The organism is Pseudomonas sp. UM16, assembly GCF_050312595.1.
Taxonomy (GTDB): domain Bacteria; phylum Pseudomonadota; class Gammaproteobacteria; order Pseudomonadales; family Pseudomonadaceae; genus Aquipseudomonas.
In genome coordinates this window covers 110911-132066 of sequence record NZ_JBNPJT010000006.1, presented here as the reverse complement: position 1 = coordinate 132066, position 21156 = coordinate 110911, and the positions used below count along the sequence as shown (strand labels likewise).

At 59.3% G+C, this 21156-nt stretch carries 15 protein-coding genes; 3 read left to right on the top strand and 12 right to left on the bottom strand.

Translation table 11 applies throughout. The features are described 5' to 3' along the window. Window positions 1–56: 56 nt before the first annotated feature. From ACQRAX_RS08925 to ACQRAX_RS08915, 3 genes are read right to left on the bottom strand one after another with little or no spacing between them, the layout of a single operon-like run. Complete coding sequence (locus ACQRAX_RS08925) at window positions 57–3119, bottom strand: efflux RND transporter permease subunit (protein WP_412040030.1); 3063 nt, start codon at window positions 3117–3119, stop codon at window positions 57–59. Continuing rightward, entirely contained in the window at window positions 3116–4186 is a 1071-nt protein-coding gene (locus ACQRAX_RS08920) for an efflux RND transporter periplasmic adaptor subunit (RefSeq protein ID WP_412040031.1), read from the bottom strand. Before ACQRAX_RS08920 ends, ACQRAX_RS08925 begins: the two co-directional genes overlap by 4 nt. Next, window positions 4183–5274, bottom strand: a complete 1092-nt coding sequence (locus ACQRAX_RS08915; RefSeq protein WP_412040032.1) for an efflux RND transporter periplasmic adaptor subunit — start codon at window positions 5272–5274, stop codon at window positions 4183–4185. Before ACQRAX_RS08915 ends, ACQRAX_RS08920 begins: the two co-directional genes overlap by 4 nt. Window positions 5275–5422: 148 nt before the next feature. On the opposite strand from ACQRAX_RS08915, the gene ACQRAX_RS08910 reads away from it, so the two are divergent. Then, a complete protein-coding gene (locus ACQRAX_RS08910) occupies window positions 5423–6619 on the top strand; it encodes an AAA family ATPase (RefSeq protein WP_412040033.1) in 1197 nt (398 codons plus the stop codon). Between the two features lie 136 nt (window positions 6620–6755). Here the strand turns inward: ACQRAX_RS08910 and ACQRAX_RS08905 are convergent, their stop codons facing one another. The 7 genes from ACQRAX_RS08905 to ACQRAX_RS08875 all read right to left on the bottom strand — a co-directional run bounded on the left by ACQRAX_RS08905 (window position 6756) and on the right by ACQRAX_RS08875 (window position 15052). Further along, window positions 6756–7646 (bottom strand): ABC transporter permease subunit, encoded by an 891-nt coding sequence (locus ACQRAX_RS08905; protein WP_412040034.1) that lies wholly within the window; start codon window positions 7644–7646, stop codon window positions 6756–6758. Further along, entirely contained in the window at window positions 7643–8563 is a 921-nt protein-coding gene (locus ACQRAX_RS08900; RefSeq protein ID WP_412040035.1) for an ABC transporter permease subunit, read from the bottom strand. The genes ACQRAX_RS08905 and ACQRAX_RS08900 overlap by 4 nt, the downstream gene beginning before the upstream one ends. Further along, window positions 8560–9702: a polyamine ABC transporter ATP-binding protein gene (potA, locus tag ACQRAX_RS08895; protein WP_412040036.1), complete on the bottom strand. Its 1143-nt coding sequence runs from the start codon at window positions 9700–9702 to the stop codon at window positions 8560–8562. Before potA ends, ACQRAX_RS08900 begins: the two co-directional genes overlap by 4 nt. Before the next feature lie 59 nt (window positions 9703–9761). Continuing rightward, window positions 9762–10856 carry a polyamine ABC transporter substrate-binding protein gene (locus ACQRAX_RS08890; protein ID WP_412040037.1) on the bottom strand — a complete coding sequence of 365 codons (1095 nt, stop codon included), beginning with the start codon at window positions 10854–10856 and terminating at the stop codon, window positions 9762–9764. Between the two features lie 167 nt (window positions 10857–11023). After that, entirely contained in the window at window positions 11024–12121 is a 1098-nt protein-coding gene (locus ACQRAX_RS08885; RefSeq protein WP_412040038.1) for a polyamine ABC transporter substrate-binding protein, read from the bottom strand. Between the two features lie 167 nt (window positions 12122–12288). Further along, window positions 12289–13647: an aspartate aminotransferase family protein gene (locus ACQRAX_RS08880; RefSeq protein WP_412040039.1), complete on the bottom strand. Its 1359-nt coding sequence runs from the start codon at window positions 13645–13647 to the stop codon at window positions 12289–12291. Window positions 13648–13693: 46 nt separating this feature from the next. Next, window positions 13694–15052, bottom strand: a complete 1359-nt coding sequence (locus ACQRAX_RS08875) for a glutamine synthetase family protein (protein ID WP_412040040.1) — start codon at window positions 15050–15052, stop codon at window positions 13694–13696. Window positions 15053–15633: 581 nt separating this feature from the next. Between ACQRAX_RS08875 and ACQRAX_RS08870 the strand changes: the two genes are divergently transcribed. Continuing rightward, entirely contained in the window at window positions 15634–17010 is a 1377-nt protein-coding gene (locus ACQRAX_RS08870; RefSeq protein WP_045181598.1) for a glutamine synthetase family protein, read from the top strand. 55 nt (window positions 17011–17065) lie between these two features. On the opposite strand, the gene argA is transcribed toward ACQRAX_RS08870, so the two are convergent. Both argA and argE read right to left on the bottom strand, forming a co-directional pair. Then, window positions 17066–18364 carry an amino-acid N-acetyltransferase gene (gene argA / locus ACQRAX_RS08865; protein WP_412040041.1) on the bottom strand — a complete coding sequence of 433 codons (1299 nt, stop codon included), beginning with the start codon at window positions 18362–18364 and terminating at the stop codon, window positions 17066–17068. 115 nt (window positions 18365–18479) lie between these two features. Beyond that, on the bottom strand, window positions 18480–19637 hold the full coding sequence (gene argE, locus ACQRAX_RS08860; RefSeq protein WP_412040042.1) for an acetylornithine deacetylase: 1158 nt from the start codon (window positions 19635–19637) through the stop codon (window positions 18480–18482). A 127-nt stretch (window positions 19638–19764) separates the two neighbouring features. Between argE and ACQRAX_RS08855 the strand changes: the two genes are divergently transcribed. After that, a complete protein-coding gene (locus ACQRAX_RS08855) occupies window positions 19765–21156 on the top strand; it encodes an inorganic triphosphatase (protein ID WP_412040043.1) in 1392 nt (463 codons plus the stop codon).

Here is a 21156-nt window from a genome sequence, read left to right as displayed (position 1 = left end):
GAGGCAGCAAACAAAAAAACCGGCGCCTTGAGCGCCGGTTTTTTTATGCCTGCGATTTATGCACTGTGGCCATCGCTACCCTGCGGCTCCCTGATTTTGTACCAGGCCACATACAGCGCTGGCAGGAACAGCAACGTCAGCAAGGTGGCAACGATGATCCCGCCGATCATCGCGTAGGCCATCGGCCCCCAGAACACCTCACGGGCAATCGGGATCATGCCCAGACTCGCCGCCGCGGCAGTGAGCAAGATCGGTCGACGCCGATGGTTGGTGGCCTCAAGCACCGCCGCCCAAGGTGAGTAACCCTGAGCCTCGTACTCGTCGATTTGGGTCACCAGGATCACCGAGTTTCGGATGATGATACCGATCAGCGCGAGAATCCCCAGGATCGCCACAAACCCCATCGGCGTTCCTGTCGGCACCAGCGCCAACACCACCCCGATCAGGCCCAACGGCGCCACACTGATCACCAGGAACAGCTTCTGTACGCTCTGCAGCTGGATCATCAGGAAGGTGCCCATCATGAACAGCATCAGCGGGATGACCTTGGCGATTGGCCCTTGCGCCTTGCCACTCTCTTCCACGGTACCGCCGGTTTCCACGTAATAGCCCACTGGCAGCTTACTGGCGAAATCGTCGATTTCGGGCTTGAGCTGATCGACCAGGTCGGTCGGCTGGATATCGCCACGCACCGAGGCCTTGATGGTGATGGTCGGTTTGCGGTCGCGACGCCATACCAATGGCTGCTCCAGCTCGTAGCGCACGGTGGCGAAGGCCAGCAGCGGGATCGAGGTACCGTTCGGCGTGACAATCTGCAGGTTCTGCAAGGTCTGCGGCGAACCACGCTCGGCATCCTCGGCGCGGGCAACTACATTGATCAGGTAGATGTTGTCGTTCACCTGGGTGATCGGCGCGCCGGTGACGATGCTGTTCATCACCTGGGCTACATCCTCCGACGACAGGCCTAACTGACGCGCCTTGTCCTGAGCGATCTCGACACGCAGCACCTTGCCCGGCTCGTTCCAGTCGTAAATCATCTCACCAATGTTGTCGTTGCGATCAAGCAGGGAGGCCAGGGCGATGGCATGCTTGCGCACTTCATCGATCTCCTTGCCACTGACCCGGTACTGGATCGGCCGGCCCACCGGAGGGCCCATCTCCAGCGACTGGACGTTGGTGCCGATGCCGACGAAATCCTCACGCAGACGCTTTTTCAAACGATCCATCAGCACTTCACGAGACTCGAAGCCCTTGCTAACAATCACCAACTGGGCGTAGTAAGGGTTCTGCAACTGTTGGTCCAGAGGCAGGTAGAAACGAATCGCGCCCTGGCCGATATAGGTGCTCCAGCGCACGATGTCCGGATCACCCTTGAGTGTCGCTTCAAGCCGGTCCACCGCCTTGCGGGTTTCCTCAATCGAGGCGTTTTGCGGCAGGTTGAGGTCGACCAGAATCTCTGGACGATCTGAAGACGGGAAGAACTGGTTCTGCACGAACCGCATGCAGAACACCGCCAGCACAAACAGCAGCACCGTGCCGATGATGGTCAACCAACGATTGCGCATGCACCACAGCAAACTGTGCTCGAACGCCTTGCCGACGCGCCCTGGCTCTTCATTGTGAGGTTTCACCTTGGCGCTGAGAATATGCACGCCAAGCACCGGGGCGAATAGCACCGCCACCACCCAGGACACCAGCAACGCTGCCGCAATAACCGCGAACAGGGTGTAGGTGTACTCCCCCGCCGAACTGCCATTGAGGCCGATCGGCACGAAGCCCGCCACCGTCACCAAGGTACCGGTGAGCATCGGAAAGGCGGTTGAGGTATAGGCGAACGTCGCCGCCTGCTCTTTACTCTCGCCCATCTCCAGACGCGTGACCATCACTTCCACCGTGATCATCGCATCGTCCACCAGCAGCCCCAGGGCAATGATCAACGCACCCAAGGAGATCCGCTGCATGGTGATGCCGCTGTACTCCATGAAGATGAATACCATGGCCAGTACCAGCGGAATCGAGCAGGCCACCACCAGCCCGGCGCGTACGCCGAGGCTGATGAAACTCACCACCAGCACGATGACGACGGCCTCAAACAGCGCGCTGGTAAAACCGCCAACGGCCTCTTCAACCACTACCGCCTGGTCGGACACGGTGTGCACACCGACGCCCACCGGCAACTCGGCGACCACACTGTCCATCTTCTTGTGCAAATCGGCACCGAAGACCTGGATGTTGCCGCCGGCTTTCATGCCAATGGCCAGACCGATGGCCGGCTCACCGTTGAAGCGGAACATCGGCGCCGGCGGGTCCACGTAGCCACGCTGGATCTCGGCAATGTCGGCCAAGCGGAAGAAGCGATCATTGATACGCAGGTTGACCGCCTCCAGGTCTTTCTCGGAGGCGAACTGCCCGGTGGTGCGCACCGAAATACGCTCCGGCCCAGCTTCGATCACCCCGGCTGGGGTCACCGCGTTCTGGGTCTGCAGGGCTTGCAGCACCTGGCGTTGATCGATACCAAAGGACGCCAGTTTGCGAGTGGAGAAGTTCAGGTACAGCACTTCATCCTGGGTTCCGATCATCTCGATTTTGCCCAGATTGGGCACTTCGCGGATCTCGGCACGCACCTGCTCGACGTAATCGCGCAACTGGCGCATGGTCAGGCCGTCGGCAGTAAAGGCGTAAATCGAACCGAACACGTCGCCGAACTCGTCGTTGAACGCCGGGCCCTGGATGCCTTGGGGAAACTGTCCACGAATATCCTGAATCTTCTTGCGTACCTGGTACCAGATCTCCGGGATATCTTCGGCCTTGGTGGTATCTCGCAGGTTGACGTACACCGTCGACTCACCCGGGCGGGTGTAGCTTTTCACATAGTCGAGCGAGTCCAGCTCTTCGAGCTTCTTTTCGATACGGTCAGTGACCTGATAGAGCGTTTCATCCTGAGTTGCGCCCGGCCAGCGGGTCTGAATAACCATGGTCTTGATGGTGAAGGAAGGATCTTCCTCACGCCCAAGGTTCATGTAGGAAAACACGCCCATCAGCAGGCCGACGAACATCAAGTACCAGACAAAGGATTGGTGCTTCAGCGCCCACTCCGACAGGTTGAAGCTTCCTTTCATTGCGGGTCTTCCTCGTCGACGATGACCTTCTGGCCTGGTTTGAGACTGTTCACGCCCGCTGTCACCACCCGCTCGCCGGCCTGTACGCCCGACGCCAGCACCACGGTGCCAGGCGTGCGCTCAAGCAGCTTCACATCGCGAGTAGCAACGGTTTTTTGCTGCGGATCGACGATCCATACGCGGGTCTTGCCTTCACTCTCCAGCAACGCTGATGCCGGCAGCTCGCTGCGCGGTGACACGCTGGAGGTCAACGTGACACTGATCGCCGTTCCCAGACGAAACGCAGTTGGCGTTTCGGCCAGGGTCAGTCGGGCGCGCCGGGTACGGGTGGTGGCCTCAGCCTGAGGCTCAAGCTCACGTAAGGTTGCGACGGTGTTGATGCTGGGGTCCAGCTGCGAGGCCACCAGAAATTTCAGCTCGGTCGTCAATTGTTCGGCCAGATACGTCGGCAAATCGATGACCGCTTCTTTGATCTCCGGGCGCGCCAGGGTGACCACAGCCTCACCAGCGCTGACGGTCTGCCCAGCCTCGGCCTGCCAATTGGTGACCACTGCAGCGTGATCACTGCGCAGGTCGCTATAACTGAGCTGATCGCGCGCTTGATCAACCGCCGCACGGGCTTGCTCCAGGGAGGCACCCGTGGTTTTCAGATTTGTCTGGGCGATATCCAATTGCGCCTGAGCGCCAACCCCTCGATCAAACAACTGCTGCTGACGACGGGCATCGGCCTGGGCGTTGATCCACAACGCCTGCACTTTGGCCAGGTCGCCCTCGGCAGCGCGCAACTGGTTGCGTTGATCGGTGGGGTCAAGGCTGGCCAGCACATCACCCGCTTTCACTTGGGCGCCGACATCGACCCAGCGCCTGGCGATGCGCCCGGGTACTCGAAAGCCCAGGGTGCTTTCAAATCGCGCCTGGATACTGCCGGCAAAACGCCCGAGACTGGCCTGCACCTGAGGCTCGACGATAACCGACAACACCGGACGAACCGGTTCAGGGGCGCTGGCCTCTTTTCCGCAACCAGCAAGCAGCAGTGCGCTGCCGATGACAAGGACGAGTGGTTTCATTGCACCACCCCGCTGTCCTTGAGCGGCGCGATTTCAACCTGCATACCTGGATTGAGCAGCTGCCCGCCTGACACCACCACCGTTTCCCCTCCTTTAAGGCCCTCGCCCACCACCACTTTCGAGGTGAGATAGCGAATGACCTGGACCTTGCGCAAACTGACCTTGTTGCCGTCACCCACCAGCCACACCGCAGGCTCGTGCAGGTCCTTGGTCAAGGCCGACCACGGCAGCTCGACGCTTGGCTTGCCCTGGACATTGCCGGTGGCGGTGACCGGTGAGCCCAGCTCCATGCCCGGTGGCACGTTGCGCAACGCTACCTTGACTTGCACCGTGCCGCTTTCTGCCGAGACCGTCGGGGTGACTTCGCGCAATTGTCCCTGCGCGGTGATTTTCGGGTTGTCGACCAAAGTGACTGTGATCGACTCATGGGTCGGTGGGGCGAGCAACAAGGCTTCGTAAACGTTGAATACCGCATCGCGGTCGCCATCGCGGGCCAAGGTGAAAATCGGCACCGTGGCCTGCACTACCTGGCCAACTTCGGCCTGGCGTTCGGTGATCACGCCGTCCGCTTCAGCCACCAGCGAGGTGTAACTCAGTTGATCACGAGCATTGGCCAACTGCGCTTGGGCAGCTTTCAAGGCGCTTTGGCTACTGCGCAATTGCGCCTGCGCCGAGTCGTACTCGCTCTGGCTGGTATAACCTTTGGGTAGCAACTTCTGTTGCCGAATAAAAGCGGCGCTCGATTGTGTAACCCGCGCCTGCTCGGCGAACACTTCGGCCTTGGCCGAGTCGAGATTGGCTTGCAGATCTTTGGGGTCGAGTTTGGCCAACACCTGATTAGCTTTCACATGATCGCCAACGTCGACGCTACGGGAGATAATCTTGCCGCCCACGCGAAATGACAGATCACTCTGCACCCGCGCCTGAATGTCGCCGGTCAGGGTCACGGACGCGGCGAAATCACTAGGTTCAACATGTTGAATGGCCACTCTGGGCAGTTCGGCTTCAGCGGCTTTTTTCTCGCCGCAGCCGCTCAGCACGAGCAACAATCCTAGGCTGACGATCAATACAGGATGCAACACCGTCATGCAGGCTCCTTGCATGTGCCAATTCGATATAAAGATGCGAGTGTTAGCGTAGATCAGGGTTCCATCTGCCGCTTGGAACAAAGGTAATTCATTCAAGCTTTTACAATCAGAAATACTTTATATCCGTTGCCCACGCAAGGACGCACTGATGCTAATCAACTTGGCCGTCGCCAACTACCGCTCGATCAATCACCTGGTGCTGCCGCTGGCGCGCCTGAATGTCATCACCGGGCCCAATGGCAGCGGCAAATCCAACCTGTACAAGGCCTTACGATTGCTGGCGGAAACCGCTCAGGGCGGGGTGATCAACGCCCTGGCGGGGGAAGGCGGTCTGGAGTCGACCTTCTGGGCCGGCCCTGAACGTATCAGCCGCCGTATGCGCCTTGGCGAGGTGGCCGTTGAAGGTGGCCCACGTCAGGAGGCCAAGCGTCTGCGACTGGGCTTTGCCGACGAGAATTTCGGTTATGCCATCAACCTTGGTCTACCGAGCGCCAGCGGTCACTTCATGCTCCCAGGGCAAGATTCGCCAATTCCCTCGCGCTTTACCCTCGACCCGCAGATCAAACGTGAATGCATTTGGGCCGGCCCACTCTACCGCCCGGCGAGCTTGCTGGTGGACCGCCAAGGCGCAATGGTTCGTGCACGCGAAGGACGTCAGTGGGAGGTGCTAGCCCAACACACACCAGACTTCGACAGCCTCTATGACCAGGTCGGCAACCTGCGTTCATCGCCGGAAGTGCTGCACCTGCGCGAGCGCATTCGCGGCTGGCGCTTCTACGATCACTTTCGCACCGACCGCGATGCCCCGGCGCGACGACCACAACTGGGGACGCGCACCCCGGTACTGCACCACGACGGTCGCGACCTGGCCGCCGCCCTGCAGACCATCATCGAGATCGGTGACGCTCAGGCGCTGTGGGAAACCATCAGCGATGCTTTTCCAGGCTCGCACCTGACCATTGATGCAGTACCCGGTGGCCTTTTCAGTTTGCAGTTCCATCAACAGGGCCTGCTGCGGCCACTGTCGGCGGCGGAGTTGTCGGATGGGACCTTGCGCTTCCTGCTGCTGATAGCCGCTCTGCTGAGCCCAAGAGCACCGACCATGATGGTGCTCAATGAACCGGAGACCAGCTTGCACCCCGATCTGCTACCCGCCTTGGCGCGTTTGATCATTCGCGCGACGGAACATTGCCAGGTATGGGTGGTGTCGCACGCACGCCGATTGGTGGCCGCGCTGGAACAGGATGCGACCTGCAATTCGATTGTGCTGGAGAAGGAATTGGGACAGACCCGAGTGGCGGGTCAGGGGATGCTCGATGCGCCGGCCTGGCATTGGCCGGATTGAGCTCACTCCAACGTGAGGCTTGCGTGACCTGTAGGGGCTGGTCTTGCCAGCGATGCAGGCGACGGGCAGTTACTGACACCGCGTCGACAGCATCGCCAGCAAGGCCGGCTCCTACACAGATCGCCTCAATCAGGAATCAGGCCGAAACCGGTGCCGGTGCGCGACGCACGTCTGGTTGTTTCCAGCCGTCAGCCGCGCTTTCTTCGATGGCTTGCTGGATCGCCCGACGACGACGCTCTTCAGCCCGACGGCTGAAGTACCAGACCATGAAGGTCACCAGCGAAACCGACAACAGGATCAAACTGGCTACTGCGTTGATCTCCGGCTTCACGCCCAGACGCACGGCAGAGAACACTTCCATCGGCAAGGTGGTCGAACCCGGACCGGACACGAAACTGGCCAGAACCAGGTCATCCAGCGACAGCGCGAACGACATCATGCCGCCCGCCGCCAGCGAAGGCGCGATCATCGGGATGGTGATCAGGAAGAACACCTTCCACGGCCGTGCACCAAGGTCCATGGCCGCCTCTTCGATCGACAGGTCCAGCTCACGCAGACGCGCCGACACCACCACCGCCACATAGGCCGCACAGAAGGTGGTGTGGGCGATCCAGATGGTGACGATGCCACGCTCCTGCGGCCAGCCGATCATCTGTGCCATGGCCACAAACAGCAGCAACAGCGACAGACCGGTAATCACCTCAGGCATTACCAGCGGCGCGGTGACCAAGCCACCGAACAGGGTACGGCCCTTGAAGCGTGTCACCCGGGTCAGCACGAAGGCCGCCAGGGTGCCCAGCGCCACGGCGGCGATCGCGGTGTAGCAGGCGATCTCCAGCGAGCGCATCACCGAGCCCATCAGTTGGCTGTTGTCGAGCAGGCCGACGTACCACTTCACCGACCAACCGCCCCACACTGTTACCAGTTTCGAGGCGTTAAAGGAGTAGATCACCAGGATCAGCATGGGCAGGTAGATGAACAACAAGCCCAACACCAACATCAGTTTGGAGAAACTGAAACGCTTCATGCCCGGCCCTCCATCTCTTTAGCCTGACTACGGTTGAAGAGCAGGATCGGCACAATCAGGATCGCCAGCATCACTACCGCCAGGGCGGACGCCACCGGCCAGTCGCGGTTGTTGAAGAACTCTTGCCAGAGCACTTTACCAATCATCAGGGTTTCCGGACCGCCGAGCAATTCCGGGATCACGAACTCACCCACCACCGGGATGAACACCAGCATGCAGCCGGCGATGATGCCGTTCTTGGATAGCGGCACGGTGATCTTCCAGAAGCTGTTGAACGTGCTCGAACCCAGGTCCGAAGCAGCCTCAAGCAGGCTCTGGTCGTGTTTGACCAGGTTGGCATAGAGCGGCAGGATCATGAACGGCAGGTACGAATAGACCACGCCGATATACACCGCCAGGTTGGTGTTGAGGATCTGCAGCGGTTGATCGATCAGGCCCAGCCACATCAGGAAGCTGTTGAGCAGGCCGTTGTTGCTGAGAATGCCCATCCAGGCATAGACGCGGATCAGGATCGCGGTCCAGGTCGGCATCATGATCAGCAGCAACAGCACCGTCTGAGTCTCTTTGCGCGCGTTGGCAATGGCATAAGCCATCGGATAGCCAATCAGCAGGCACAGCAGCGTGCTGAAGAAGGCCATCTTCAACGACCCCAGGTACGCGGCGATGTACAGCTCATCCTGAGTCAACAGGCCGTAGTTGGCCATGTTCAGGACCAGCTGAATCTTGTCTTCGACGTAGCTGTAGATTTCGGTGTATGGCGGGATCGCCACGTCTGCTTCGGCAAAGCTGATCTTCAGAACGATGAAGAACGGCAGCATGAAGAACAGGAACAGCCAGATGAATGGCACGCCGATGACAACATGGCGCCCCTCGGGCTTTATTCGACTGAAGGCTCGCTTGAGCTTGCGCATGTTCATGACCGCAGTACCACGCCGCTGTCATCTTCCCACCACACGTAAACCTGGTCGTCCCAGGTTGGACGGGTGCCCTGACGCTCAGCGTTGGCAACGAACGACTGGACAATCTTGCCGCCAGGCAGCTCAACGTAGAACACCGAGTGGCCACCGAGGTAGGCGATGTCGTGAACCTTGCCGCGCGACCAGTTGTGCTCGCAGGTCGGTTGCTCGGTGGTCACCAGCATTTTTTCCGGGCGCAGGGCGTAGGTGATGCGCTTGTCTTCGACCGAGGTGGTGACGCCGTGACCGACGTATATTTTGCGCTCAAGCTCTGGGGTGGCGATGACAGCGTGGCCTTCGGCATCTTCGACCACTTCACCGTCGAACAGGTTGACGTTGCCGATGAACTCGCAGACCAGGCGGCTGGTCGGCGTCTCGTAGATGTCGATCGGGCTGCCGATCTGGGCGATCCAGCCCAAGTGCATAATGGCGATACGCTGGGCCATGGTCATGGCCTCTTCCTGGTCGTGGGTCACCATCACGCAGGTCACGCCTACGCGCTCGATGATCTGCACCAGTTCCAGTTGCATCTGCGAACGCAGCTTTTTGTCCAGGGCGCCCATCGGCTCATCGAGCAGCAGCAGCTTCGGCCGCTTGGCCAGGGAGCGGGCCAGGGCCACACGCTGACGCTGACCGCCAGAGAGCTGGTGCGGCTTGCGCTTGGCGTACTGAGTCATGTGCACCAGCTTGAGCATCTCGCCGACGCGTGCATCGATCTCGGCCTTGGGCATGCGGTCCTGCTGTAGGCCGAAGGCGATGTTTTGCGCAACAGTCATGTGCGGGAACAATGCATAGGACTGGAACATCATGTTGATCGGCCGTTCGTACGGCGGCATGTCAGTGATGTCTACACCATCGAGGAAAATTCGCCCCTCGGTTGGTCGCTCGAAACCGGCCAGCATGCGCAGCAAGGTGGACTTACCCGAACCCGAGCCACCGAGCAGAGCAAAGATCTCACCCTTCTTGATTTCCAGGGACACATCGTCCACGGCGACTGTTTCGTCGAACTTTTTTGTAACCCGGTCGATTTTGACCAGCACCTGTTTAGGTTGCTGGTCGCCCTCGAGGGCTTTCTTATAGGCACCGGAGGCAACAGCCATTTGTGAAACTCCCAACAAGATTTTTTGCGTCCGCCCCTGCCGTGACGGACCCTGGATATTTACTTGCCCGACTTGACCTTGGTCCAGCTACGGGTCATCAAACGTTGCACTTTGGGTGGTAACTCGGAGCTTACGTACAACTTGTCCAGCACTTCTTGCGGTGGGTAAACCGCTGCGTCGGTTCGCACGCTCTGGTCCATCAGATCGCCAGCCTTGAGGTTCGGGTTGGCATAACCGACGTAATCGCTCACCTGGGCTATCACCTCAGGCTTAAGCAAATAGTTGATCAAGGCATGGGCCTCTTTGACGTTGGTGGAATCCTTGGGGATTGCCAGCATGTCGAACCAGAGGTTGCCGCCTTCTTTGGGAATCACATAAGCCACATCCACACCTTTGCCGGCTTCTTCGGCGCGGGACTTGGCCTGGAACACATCACCGGAGAAACCGGCGGCTACGCAGATGTCGCCGTTGGCCAGGTCAGAGATGTATTTGGAGGAGTGGAAGTAGGTCACGTAAGGACGCACTGCCAGCAGTTTTTTCTCGGCGTCAGCGTAGTCCTTGGGATCGGTACTATTAGGGTTACGCCCCATGTAGTTGAGCACCGCCGGAAGCATTTCATCGGCCGAGTCGAGGAAGGCGACGCCACACTTGGAAAGCTTTTTGATGTTCTCCGGCTCGAACAGCATGGCCCAGGAGTCAATCTTGTCGGTGCCCAGTGCCGCCTTGACCTTCTCGACGTTGTAGCCGATGCCATTGGTGCCCCACAGATAAGGCACGGCGTACTGGTTACCCGGGTCGTTCTTTTCCAGGCGTTTCATCAGCGCCGGGTCCAGGTTCGAATAATTCGGCAACTGCGCCTTGTCGAGCTTCTGGAACGCGCCCGCCTTGATCTGCTTACCGAGGAAATGGTTGGACGGCACTACCACGTCATAACCGGTACGACCAGCCAGTAGCTTGCCTTCCAGGGTTTCATTGGAATCGAAGACATCTTGCACTGGCTTGATGCCGGTGGTTTTTTCGAAGTCTGCGAGGGTGGTCTGCCCGATGTAATCCGACCAGTTATAAAAGTGCACCGTGGGCGCCGCTTGGACACTGATCGCCAGCGTCAGACCCGCTCCAGCCAGCATGGCCTTGCGAAATATAGAAATAGACAAGTGAGAGGTCCTCTACAAAAGTGCCCATGCCATGCGGCAGAAATCACTGCCGGATAACTAAACCGGCGCGCAACTTACCTTCGATACACTCATACAGCAAAAAAAAATTACCCTTCAAGCCCTCTCGGACACGGCTTTCACCGCATCCGAGGGGGGGTAAACCGGGTTTATTTACCCGATTTGATCTTGGTCCAGCTACGGGTCAGAACGCGCTGGGCCGCAGCCGGCAGATCGCTGATCGCGTACAGCTTGGCTTTTACATCAGCCGGCGGATAGATGCTTGGGTCGCCGGAGATTTCTTTGTCCACCAGCGGGGTAGCCGCGGCGTTACCGTTCGGGAAGCGTACGGCGTTGGTAATTTCAGCCATGATTTCTGGCTGCATCAGGAAATCCATGAACTTGTACGCGGCGTCGACGTTGGCGGCATCCTTGGGAATGGCGACCATGTCGTAGAAGGTACCCGCGCCTTCTTTCGGAATGATGTAATCCACTTTGACCTTGTCACCGGCTTCGTGGGCGCGGGCCTTGGATTGCTCCAGGTCACCCGAGTAGCCGACAGCTACGCAGATATTGCCGTTGGCCATGTCCGAGATGTACTTGGACGAGTGGAAGTAGGCGATCGACGGACGCACCTTGAGGAACAGGGCTTCGGCTTCAGCCAGCTGCTTCTTGTCGGTGGAATCGGTTGGGTAGCCCAGGTAGTGCAGAGCGGCCGGGATCATTTCGGTCGGCGCGTCGAGGAAGCTCACGCCGCAGCTTTTCAGCTTTTCCATGTTCTCTGGCTTGAACACGAAGTCCCACGAGTCGATCTTGTCGACGCCCAGTGCAGCCTTGACCTTCTCTGGGTTGTAACCGATACCGATGGAGCCCCACATATATGGGAAGGCGTGTTCGTTGCCCTTGTCGCTGGCATCGCCAACGGCCTTGAGCAGGTCGGTATCGAGATTCTTCCAGTTCGGCAGCTTGGATTTGTCCAGCTTCTGGTAAACGTCAGCCTTGATCTGCTTGGCCAGGAAGTTGTTGGACGGCACGACCACGTCGTAGCCCGACTTGCCTGCCAGCAGTTTGGCTTCCAGGGTTTCGTTACTGTCGAAGACGTCGTAAACAACCTTGATGCCGGTTTGCTTTTCGAACTTGGCGACGGTGTCTGGTGCGATGTAGTCCGACCAGTTGTAGACGTGCAGCACTTTGTCATCCGCCTGAACAGCACTGGCCATGGCGCCCATCAAGGACACAGCCAACAACGTCTTGCCCAATTTCTTCATGCGTAATGCTCCAGAATTTTTTATTTAGCCATCTGTTCAGTGGCCGGCTCTTTACGGCGCAAGCAGGGCGACTGAAACAGTCGCTAGTCTGGCAAGTTCCAAGGCGCTCTTTCAACCAAAGCGCGCCTCGAAACAGGATGATGCCATTACGCTAGCCTAGCACTTGGCTATTTCAGCGCTTCGAGCGTCAAGTCCAGGCATTTGCGTGCCTTTTCCACCAGCTCGTCGATCTCTTCACGGCTGATAACCAGCGGTGGTGCAATGATCATGGTGTCACCTACTGCGCGCATGATCAGGCCGTTGTCAAAACAGAACTGGCGACAGATCATGCCCGCACCCTGATCTTCGTAACGCGCGCGGGTGGCCTTGTCCTTGACCAGCTCAATGGCACCCAGCATGCCCAGACCGCGAACTTCCCCCACCAACGGGTGATCGTTGAGCTCGCGCAGACGTTTCTGCAAATACGGTGCCGTTTCTTCGCGAACCCGTTCGATGATTTTCTCATCGCGCAGAATCCGCAGGTTTTCCAGGCCCACAGCCGCCGCGACCGGGTGACCGGAGTAGGTGAAACCGTGGTTGAAGTCACCGCCCTCGCTGACCACTTTGGCAACTTCGTCACGTACGATCACACCACCCATGGGGATGTAACCGGAGGTCAGGCCCTTGGCGATGGTCATCAGGTCAGGCTTGAGGTCGTAATAATCGGAGCCGAACCACTCACCGGTACGCCCGAAACCACAGATCACCTCGTCGGCAATGAACAGAATTTCGTACTTGGCGAGGATCTCTTTGATCTTCGGCCAGTAGGTATCTGGCGGAATGATCACTCCGCCCGCGCCCTGGATCGGCTCGGCGATAAAGGCAGCGACGTTGTCTTCGCCGACTTCAAGGATTTTCTTTTCCAGTTGCTCGGCCGCCCACACCCCGAACTCGTCCGGGGTCATATCGCCGCCTTCACCAAACCAGTACGGCTGCGGGATATGCACGATGCCTGGCAGCGTACCGCTCTGCGCATGCATACCGCTCATACCACCCAGCGCGGCACCGGCCACGGTGGAACCGTGATAGCCGTTGATTCGGCCGATGATCACTTGCTTCTGCGGCTTGCCCTTGACTGCCCAGTAGTGGCGGACCATGCGCAAGTTGGTGTCATTGCCTTCGGAACCGGAACCGGTGAAGAACACATGCGTCATACCTTCCGGAGCCACGGCGGACACCGCCTTGGCCAGCTCTAGCGCAGGTGGGTGCGCGGTCTGGAAGAACAGGTTGTAGTACGGCAGCTCACGCATTTGCTTGGCCGCCACGTCTACCAGCTCTTCACGACCGTAGCCGACCGCCACACACCACAGACCAGCCATGCCGTCGAGGATCTTGTTACCCTCGCTGTCCCACAAGTGCACGCCTTGAGCTTTGGTAATGATGCGCGGCCCTTTTTCTTTCAACTGCTTATAGTCAGTGAAAGGCGCCAGGTGATGATCACGGCTCAGGTCTTGCCACTCGCGGGTTTGCGGGTTGTTGACACTCATGTGCTTCTCCGTTTCTGACGGCCGCGATCCTGCGGCTCCGGGTTGATCAGACCGCGAACAGCAGGAACTCACGTTCCCAGGAGCTGATTACGCGTTTGAAGTTTTCATGTTCGGCGCGTTTGGTGGCGACGTAACCGGTGATGAATTTCTTGCCCAGGTACGGTTCCAGCGCCTTGCAGTTCTCCATGCGCTCCAGAGCATCTTCAATGGTCAACGGCAGACGCAGATTGCGTCGCTCGTAACCACGGCCCTGCACCGGTGCGCTTGGTTTGATCCCTTCGACCATGCCGATATAGCCGCACAGTAAGCTGGCAGCGATCGCCAGGTACGGGTTGGCATCGGCGCCTGGCAGACGGTTCTCGACCCGCCGGTTTTGTGGACCGGCATCCGGCACACGCAAACCAACGGTACGGTTCTCTTCGCCCCACTCGACGTTCACCGGCGCCGAGGTATCGGGCAGGAAGCGGCGGAACGAGTTGACGTTCGGTGCGAACAGCGGCAGGACCACAGGGATGAACTTCTGCAGACCGCCGACGTGGTTGAGGAACAGCTCGCTCATCCGCCCGTCATCAGTAGAGAAGATGTTCTTGCCGGTGTGCACGTCGATAATGCTCTGGTGCAGGTGCATGGCGCTGCCCGGCTCACCCGTCATCGGTTTGGCCATGAAGGTGGCGGCGACGTTGTGCTTGAGCGCTGCTTCGCGCATGGTCCGCTTGAACACCAGGATCTGGTCGGCCAACGCCAGGGCATTGCCGTGACGGAAGTTGATTTCCATCTGCGCGGTGCCGTCTTCGTGGATCAGGGTGTCCAGGTCCAGGTTCTGCAGCTCGCACCAGTCGTAGACATCTTCGAACAGCGGGTCGAATTCGTTGGCCGCTTCAATGGAGAACGACTGACGACCTGTTTCTGGACGGCCAGAGCGACCAATTGGCGGCTGCAGCGGAAAGTCCGGGTCTTCGCAACGCTTGGTCAGGTAAAACTCCATTTCTGGCGCCACGATCGGCTGCCAGCCCTTGTCGGCATAGAGCTTCAACACCTTCTTGAGCACGTTGCGTGGCGACAGCTCAACCGGATTGCCCTGCTTGTCGTAGGTATCGTGGATCACCTGAGCGGTCGGCTCGATGGCCCAAGGCACGAGAAACACCGCGTTCTCGTCAGGGCGGCAGATCATGTCGATGTCGGCCGGGTCCAGCAGTTCGTAATAGATGTCGTCATCGACGTAGTCGCCGGTAACGGTTTGCAGCAGGACACTCTCGGGCAAGCGCATGCCTTTTTCGGCAATGAACTTGTTGGTTGGAGAAATCTTGCCACGGGTGATCCCTGTCAGGTCGCTGATCAAGCACTCGACTTCGGTGATCTTGTGTTCTTTCAACCAATCGGTGAGCTGGTCGAGGTTGTTACTCATAAATACCTCAGGAGGTAAATGTCTGGACAGACGTCAGGACACCCGGAGTGGGCCGTCGTAGACATTCTGGATGCCTCGCGGAGCTAAAGCAAAAGCCACGCAGGGGCAAGTCGCGACGAGGGCCGCTATAGTGAAGGCAGAGGATATTCGAAGATGCAGCGACAACAGGCAGGTTGCCCGGGCCGTCAATTATTTCAGCCGGGTGAATGCGTACAGACGCGTCGCGATTATCGCTCGCGTAAAATGCGTGCAAACCGATCTGCGAGCGGCAGGCGGTGATGCCGGTTGTCGGCAGGCGTGACATATAACCCCCGGTATTATTGATGTTATGGGTTGCCACCGAGCTTAGCCTTGTTCATTTTTTTACACAACACCCCCGTAAAAAATAGAACACGGCCCGCTCAAAATCGCTCTTATCGTACGAAAGCAGCGATTGTCTGCGCCCTCAATTGCAGCAAAAATGCCGCTTGAGGGCCATTTTAGGGCATCATGGGCTTGGCTTGACTTCAGTAGGGCTTTCCGATTGACTGGAGCTGCAAGCCCCCATTGATTGATATTTTTAACAACAAAGGTGTTGCATCATGTCGGTACCCCCGCGTGCCGTTCAGCTTAACGAAGCGAACGCGTTCCTTAAGGAACATCCTGAGGTTCTCTACGTTGACCTTCTGATTGCAGATATGAATGGTGTGGTGCGTGGCAAGCGCATCGAGCGCACCAGCCTCCACAAGGTTTACGAGAAAGGCATCAACCTGCCGGCCTCCCTCTTCGCATTGGATATCAACGGTTCGACGGTCGAAAGCACCGGTCTGGGCCTGGACATCGGCGATGCCGACCGCATTTGCTATCCAATCCCCGACACCCTGTCCAACGAGCCATGGCAGAAGCGCCCTACCGCGCAGCTGTTGATGACCATGCACGAACTCGAAGGCGAGCCGTTCTTTGCCGACCCGCGGGAAGTCCTGCGCCAGGTAGTGAGCAAGTTCGACGAGATGGGCCTGACCATCTGCGCCGCATTCGAGCTGGAGTTCTACCTGATCGACCAGGAGAACGTGAACGGCCGTCCACAGCCGCCGCGCTCGCCGATTTCCGGCAAACGCCCGATGTCGACCCAGGTCTACCTGATCGATGATCTGGACGAGTACGTCGACTGCTTGCAGGACATCCTCGAAGGCGCCAAGGAGCAGGGCATCCCTGCCGACGCCATCGTCAAGGAAAGCGCCCCGGCGCAGTTTGAAGTCAACCTGCATCACGTTGCCGACCCGATGAAGGCCTGCGACTACGCGGTACTGCTCAAGCGCCTGATCAAAAACATCGCCTACGACCATGAGATGGACACCACCTTCATGGCCAAGCCATATCCTGGTCAGGCGGGTAATGGTCTGCACGTCCATATCTCGGTGCTGGACAAAGATGGCAAGAACATCTTCACCAGCGAGGATCCCGAGCAGAACGCCGCATTGCGTCACGCGATCGGCGGTGTGCTCGAGACCCTACCGGCATCGATGGCGTTCCTGTGTCCGAACGTCAACTCCTACCGCCGTTTCGGCGCCCAGTTCTATGTACCGAACTCGCCAAGCTGGGGCCTGGACAACCGCACCGTCGCCCTGCGCGTACCAACCGGTTCGCCAGACGCTGTGCGCATCGAACACCGCGTGGCCGGTGCCGACGCCAACCCGTACCTGCTGATGGCCGCCGTGCTGGCCGGTGTTCACCATGGTTTGACCAACAAGGTCGAGCCTGGCGCACCGACCGAAGGCAACTCCTACGAGCAGAACGAGCAGAGCCTGCCGAACAACCTGCGTGATGCCCTGCGCGAGCTGGACGACAGCGAGATCCTGGCCAAGTACATCGATCCGAAATACATCGATATCTTTGTGGCCTGTAAGGAAAGTGAGCTGGAGGAGTTCGAACACTCCATCTCCGACCTTGAGTACAACTGGTACCTGCATACCGTGTAAGCGGTTGGATACTGGAATCACCTGCGGGAGCGGATTTATCCGCTCCCGCAGGAGTTTATAGAGCCTTCTCGAAAATCTTCGAATTGCGCTGATAGTTGTACAGCGAAGCCCTGGCCGCCGGCAGTCGCTCGACGCCACTGGGCACAAAGCCCCGCTCCCTGAACCAGTGCGCCGTCCGTGTCGTCAGAACAAACAGGGTGTTAAGCCCCATCTCCCGCGCCCTCGTCTCGATACGCTCCAGCAGTTCATCACCCCGCCCCCCGTGACGATACTCGGGATTGACCGCCAGACACGCCAGCTCCCCAGCCTCGGAATCAGCAATCGGATACAACGCCGCGCAGGCGATGATCATCCCTTCACGCTCGACCACACTGAACTGCTCAATCTCTCGCTCCAGCACCTCACGCGAGCGACGCACCAGGATGCCCTGCTCTTCCAGCGGGCTGATCAGATCAAGCAAACCACCGACATCTTCGATTGCAGCCTCACGAACCTTCTCGAATTGCTCCTGGGCCACCAGCGTGCCGCCACCATCACGGGTAAACAGTTCGGTGAGCAAGGCGCCGTCTTCGGCATAGCTGACGATATGGCTGCGCGCTACGCCGCCACGGCAAGCCTCGGCGGCGGCATCGAGCAGTTCACCCTGATAATCACTGCCTAGGCGCTGCAAATGTGCAGGCACCTGCTGCGGACGCAACTCACGTACCAGCCGGCCCTGCTCGTCGAGCAGTCCGCGCTCAGCACCGAACAGCAGCAACTTGTCAGCCTCCAGTTCGATGGCAGCACGAGTGGCGACATCTTCGCAGGCCAGGTTGAAGATCTCACCCGTCGGCGAGTACCCCAGCGGCGACAGCAAGACAATCGAACGCTCATCGAGCAAACGGTTGATACCTTTGCGGTCAACCCGGCGGACTTCACCGGTGTGGTGATAGTCGACACCTTCAAGCACGCCGATCGGCCGCGCCGTCACCAAGTTGCCAGCCGCAACACGCAAGCGCGAACCCTGCATCGGCGAAGCGGCCATGTCCATCGACAGCCGCGCTTCGATGGCGATACGCAAGTGGCCCACGGCATCAATCACGCACTCCAGGGTGGCCGCATCGGTGATGCGCATGCCGCGATGGTAGTGCGGGGTCAGGCCGCGATTGGCCAAGCGGGTTTCGATCTGCGGGCGTGATCCATGCACCAGCACCAGGCGAACGCCAAGGCTGTGCAGCAGGACCAGGTCGTGGACGATATTGCCGAAGTTAGGGTGTTCGACCCCGTCACCGGGCAGCATGACCACAAAGGTGCAGTCCCGGTGGGCGTTGATGTAAGGCGAAGCATGACGCAGCCAGTTGACGTAATCGGGCATAACCACAGAGCCTGTAAAAAATTGGACAAGAACGGGAAGGCACACAGCGCTCGAAGGGTTATCGTCGGAACAGGCTTGGCGTCACGCGCAATCTCCTTAGGCAAAACGGCTGAACTCAGCGGGCAATTACCGGGGTCAGGCAATAATGTTCGATCAACTCACGCAATAGACGCACAGTAGGCTGCAAGCGTGACATTTCAAGGTATTCACCCGGCTGGTGGGCGCAGGCAATGTCGCCTGGGCCAAGCACCAGGGTTTCGCAGCCCAGGCGCTGAAGATAAGGCGCTTCGGTGCCAAAGGCTACCGCTTCGGCGCGGTGACCGGTAAGACGTTCGGCCAGGCGCACCAGTTCAGCATCGGCGGCCTGCTCAAAAGGCGGTACTTCAGGAAACAGGGGAGCGTAGTCGATCTTCACCTGATGCTGCTCGGCCAGCGGTGCAAGTTTCTGCCGGATGGCGGCACGCAGCACCTTCGGGTCCATCCCCGGCAATGGCCGCAGGTCGAACTCCAGTGCGCATTGGCCACAGATCCGGTTGGGGTTGTCACCGCCATGAATACAGCCGAAGTTCAGGGTCGGTTGTGGCACGCCGAATTGGGCATTGTTGAATTCTTTCTGCCATTGCTGGCGCAGCTTCATCAATTCGCCCATCACCTGGTACATCGCTTCCAGCGCGCTGTGACCAAGACTCGGGTCCGACGAATGGCCGCTGCGGCCAAGAATGTCGATACGGTCCATCATCACGCCTTTGTGCAGGCGCACCGGTTTGAGCCCGGTTGGTTCACCAATCACTGCTGCCCGACCCAGCGGGCGACCGGCCTCGGCCAAAGCGCGGGCGCCAGACATCGAGCTTTCTTCATCGCAAGTGGCGAGAATCAGCAATGGCTGCTTGAAGTCATGTGCCAGCAACGGCTGCACCGCCTCAATGATCAAGGCAAAAAAGCCTTTCATGTCGCAGCTGCCAAGGCCCACCCAACGACCGTCGACTTCGGTCAGCTTGAGCGGATCGGTCTGCCACAAGCCAGGGTCATAGGGCACCGTATCGCTGTGCCCAGCCAGCACCAAGCCGCCAGGCCCAGTGCCGTAACTGGCCAACAGATTGAACTTGCCTGGGGTTACCTGCTGGATATCGCAAGCAAAACCCAAGTCGCCCAGCCACCCGGCCAACAGGTCGATCACCGCCCGGTTGGATTGGTCCAGCGCGGCTTGGGTACAGCTGACCGAGGGCGCAGCAATCAGTGCGGCAAACTGGTCTTTGAGCGATGGCAAAGGCATGCGCGTTCTCCTCAGTGCGAATCCCATCATAGGGCCATCGGGCACCTGGAATAAACCGTCGGCGGCCGAGTCCTGTACACTGCACGGCCAAGACGCTCCCTGTCATCCGAGCCTGGATTACCCAGCAATGCACAAAGAAACCGAAATCAAACTGCGGGTCAGCCGCGAGACCCTCGCCGCCCTGCGCGAACACCCATTGCTGAAGAAGCGCAACAAGTCTGGCTGGCAGCAGCGCGAACTGCTGAACCAGTACTTCGACACCCCGGAGCGTGACCTGGCCGCCGCCAAAGTCGCGCTGCGCCTGCGCCGCGACGGTGAAGTGGTCATCCAGACTCTCAAGACCCGCGGTCAGAGCGTCGCCGGCCTGTCCCAGCGCAACGAACATGAGTGGCAACTGCCCAAGGCCAAGCTGGACCTGAAAAAGCTCGACGAACAATGCTGGCCAGCTGAGCTCGCTGAAGTCGACAAGAAGGCCATCAAAGCCCTGTTCACCACCGATTTTACTCGCGAATACGCGGAAATCGCCTGGGGCCGTGGCAAGGCAAAAGTTGTAATTGAGGCCGCCCTGGACCTGGGCACTGTGGTCGCTGGCAAGCACAAGGAAGAGATCTGCGAGCTGGAACTGGAACTGCGCGAAGGCGAGCCAGAAGCGTTGCTGGAGCTGGCCGCCGAGCTGGCTGCGAGCCTGCCACTGTTCCCCTGCGACATCAGTAAGGCCGAGCGCGGTTACCGCCTGCTCGACTCGGCCAGCTACGCGCTGAGCCTGCCAGTTGCCGAACTGAGCGCTGAAATGTCGCTGGACGACGCTTTCGCCGCCCTGGCCTGGCAATTGCTCGGTGCCAGCCAGCGTCTGGCCGAACAGTACCGTTTCAATGGCCACTGGCGCCTGCTGCAAGACTGGGTTCAGGCCCTGGCCGAACTGCGCGCCCTGGCCAGCAGCCTGGGCCAGGCTGCGCCGCGTACGACCACCGCTGCGTTGCGCAGCAGCCTCGATGCCCTGCTGGAAGATTGGCGCCCGCTAGTACTGGCCGGTAACGATGACGAAGACGTCCGCCGCGCCGCGCCCGAGCAATTCGCTGAAGAGCTGCTGGACACCCGCTGGGGCCAGTTCTCCCTGGACACCTCGCGCTGGCTGTTGGCTCGTGGCTGGACCGTAGAGCGCAACAAGCGCGGCGACCGTCAGGGTGCTGCACAACTGGCCAACTGGCTGAACGTGCTACTGGCCGACGAAGCCAAGGCCTTGAATCTGCCGCTGTACCATCGCCAACCGGAAGACCTGGCCGAACAACTGCCACGTATCGAACGCCTGCTGGCCTGGCTGCACCATGCCCGTCAGGTGCTGGAAAGCCCGGATCTGGACCGCCTGTTCGGTGAACTGAACAAGCTGCACGATCTGGCCAACCTGCCGATCAGCGACGAAGTGGAAGCAGAGGTTCGCACCGAGGTCCTTGAAGCCCGTGCCGATCAGGCCATGGCCGTATTCCAGAGCCGAGGCTGGAAGCACCTGCTGCGCAAGTAA

Excerpts from the sequence above, each read along its gene's own strand:
- ACQRAX_RS08925 (WP_412040030.1), bottom strand. The coding sequence starts at position 3,119 with ATGAAAGGAAGCTTCAACCTGTCGGAGTGGGCGCTGAAGCACCAATCC.
- ACQRAX_RS08920 (WP_412040031.1), bottom strand. The coding sequence starts at position 4,186 with ATGAAACCACTCGTCCTTGTCATCGGCAGCGCACTGCTGCTTGCTGGT.
- ACQRAX_RS08915 (WP_412040032.1), bottom strand. The coding sequence starts at position 5,274 with ATGACGGTGTTGCATCCTGTATTGATCGTCAGCCTAGGATTGTTGCTC.
- ACQRAX_RS08910 (WP_412040033.1), top strand. The coding sequence starts at position 5,423 with ATGCTAATCAACTTGGCCGTCGCCAACTACCGCTCGATCAATCACCTG.
- ACQRAX_RS08905 (WP_412040034.1), bottom strand. The coding sequence starts at position 7,646 with ATGAAGCGTTTCAGTTTCTCCAAACTGATGTTGGTGTTGGGCTTGTTG.
- ACQRAX_RS08900 (WP_412040035.1), bottom strand. The coding sequence starts at position 8,563 with ATGAACATGCGCAAGCTCAAGCGAGCCTTCAGTCGAATAAAGCCCGAG.
- potA (WP_412040036.1), bottom strand. The coding sequence starts at position 9,702 with ATGGCTGTTGCCTCCGGTGCCTATAAGAAAGCCCTCGAGGGCGACCAG.
- ACQRAX_RS08885 (WP_412040038.1), bottom strand. The coding sequence starts at position 12,121 with ATGAAGAAATTGGGCAAGACGTTGTTGGCTGTGTCCTTGATGGGCGCC.
- ACQRAX_RS08880 (WP_412040039.1), bottom strand. The coding sequence starts at position 13,647 with ATGAGTGTCAACAACCCGCAAACCCGCGAGTGGCAAGACCTGAGCCGT.
- ACQRAX_RS08875 (WP_412040040.1), bottom strand. The coding sequence starts at position 15,052 with ATGAGTAACAACCTCGACCAGCTCACCGATTGGTTGAAAGAACACAAG.
- ACQRAX_RS08870 (WP_045181598.1), top strand. The coding sequence starts at position 15,634 with ATGTCGGTACCCCCGCGTGCCGTTCAGCTTAACGAAGCGAACGCGTTC.
- argA (WP_412040041.1), bottom strand. The coding sequence starts at position 18,364 with ATGCCCGATTACGTCAACTGGCTGCGTCATGCTTCGCCTTACATCAAC.
- argE (WP_412040042.1), bottom strand. The coding sequence starts at position 19,637 with ATGCCTTTGCCATCGCTCAAAGACCAGTTTGCCGCACTGATTGCTGCG.
- ACQRAX_RS08855 (WP_412040043.1), top strand. The coding sequence starts at position 19,765 with ATGCACAAAGAAACCGAAATCAAACTGCGGGTCAGCCGCGAGACCCTC.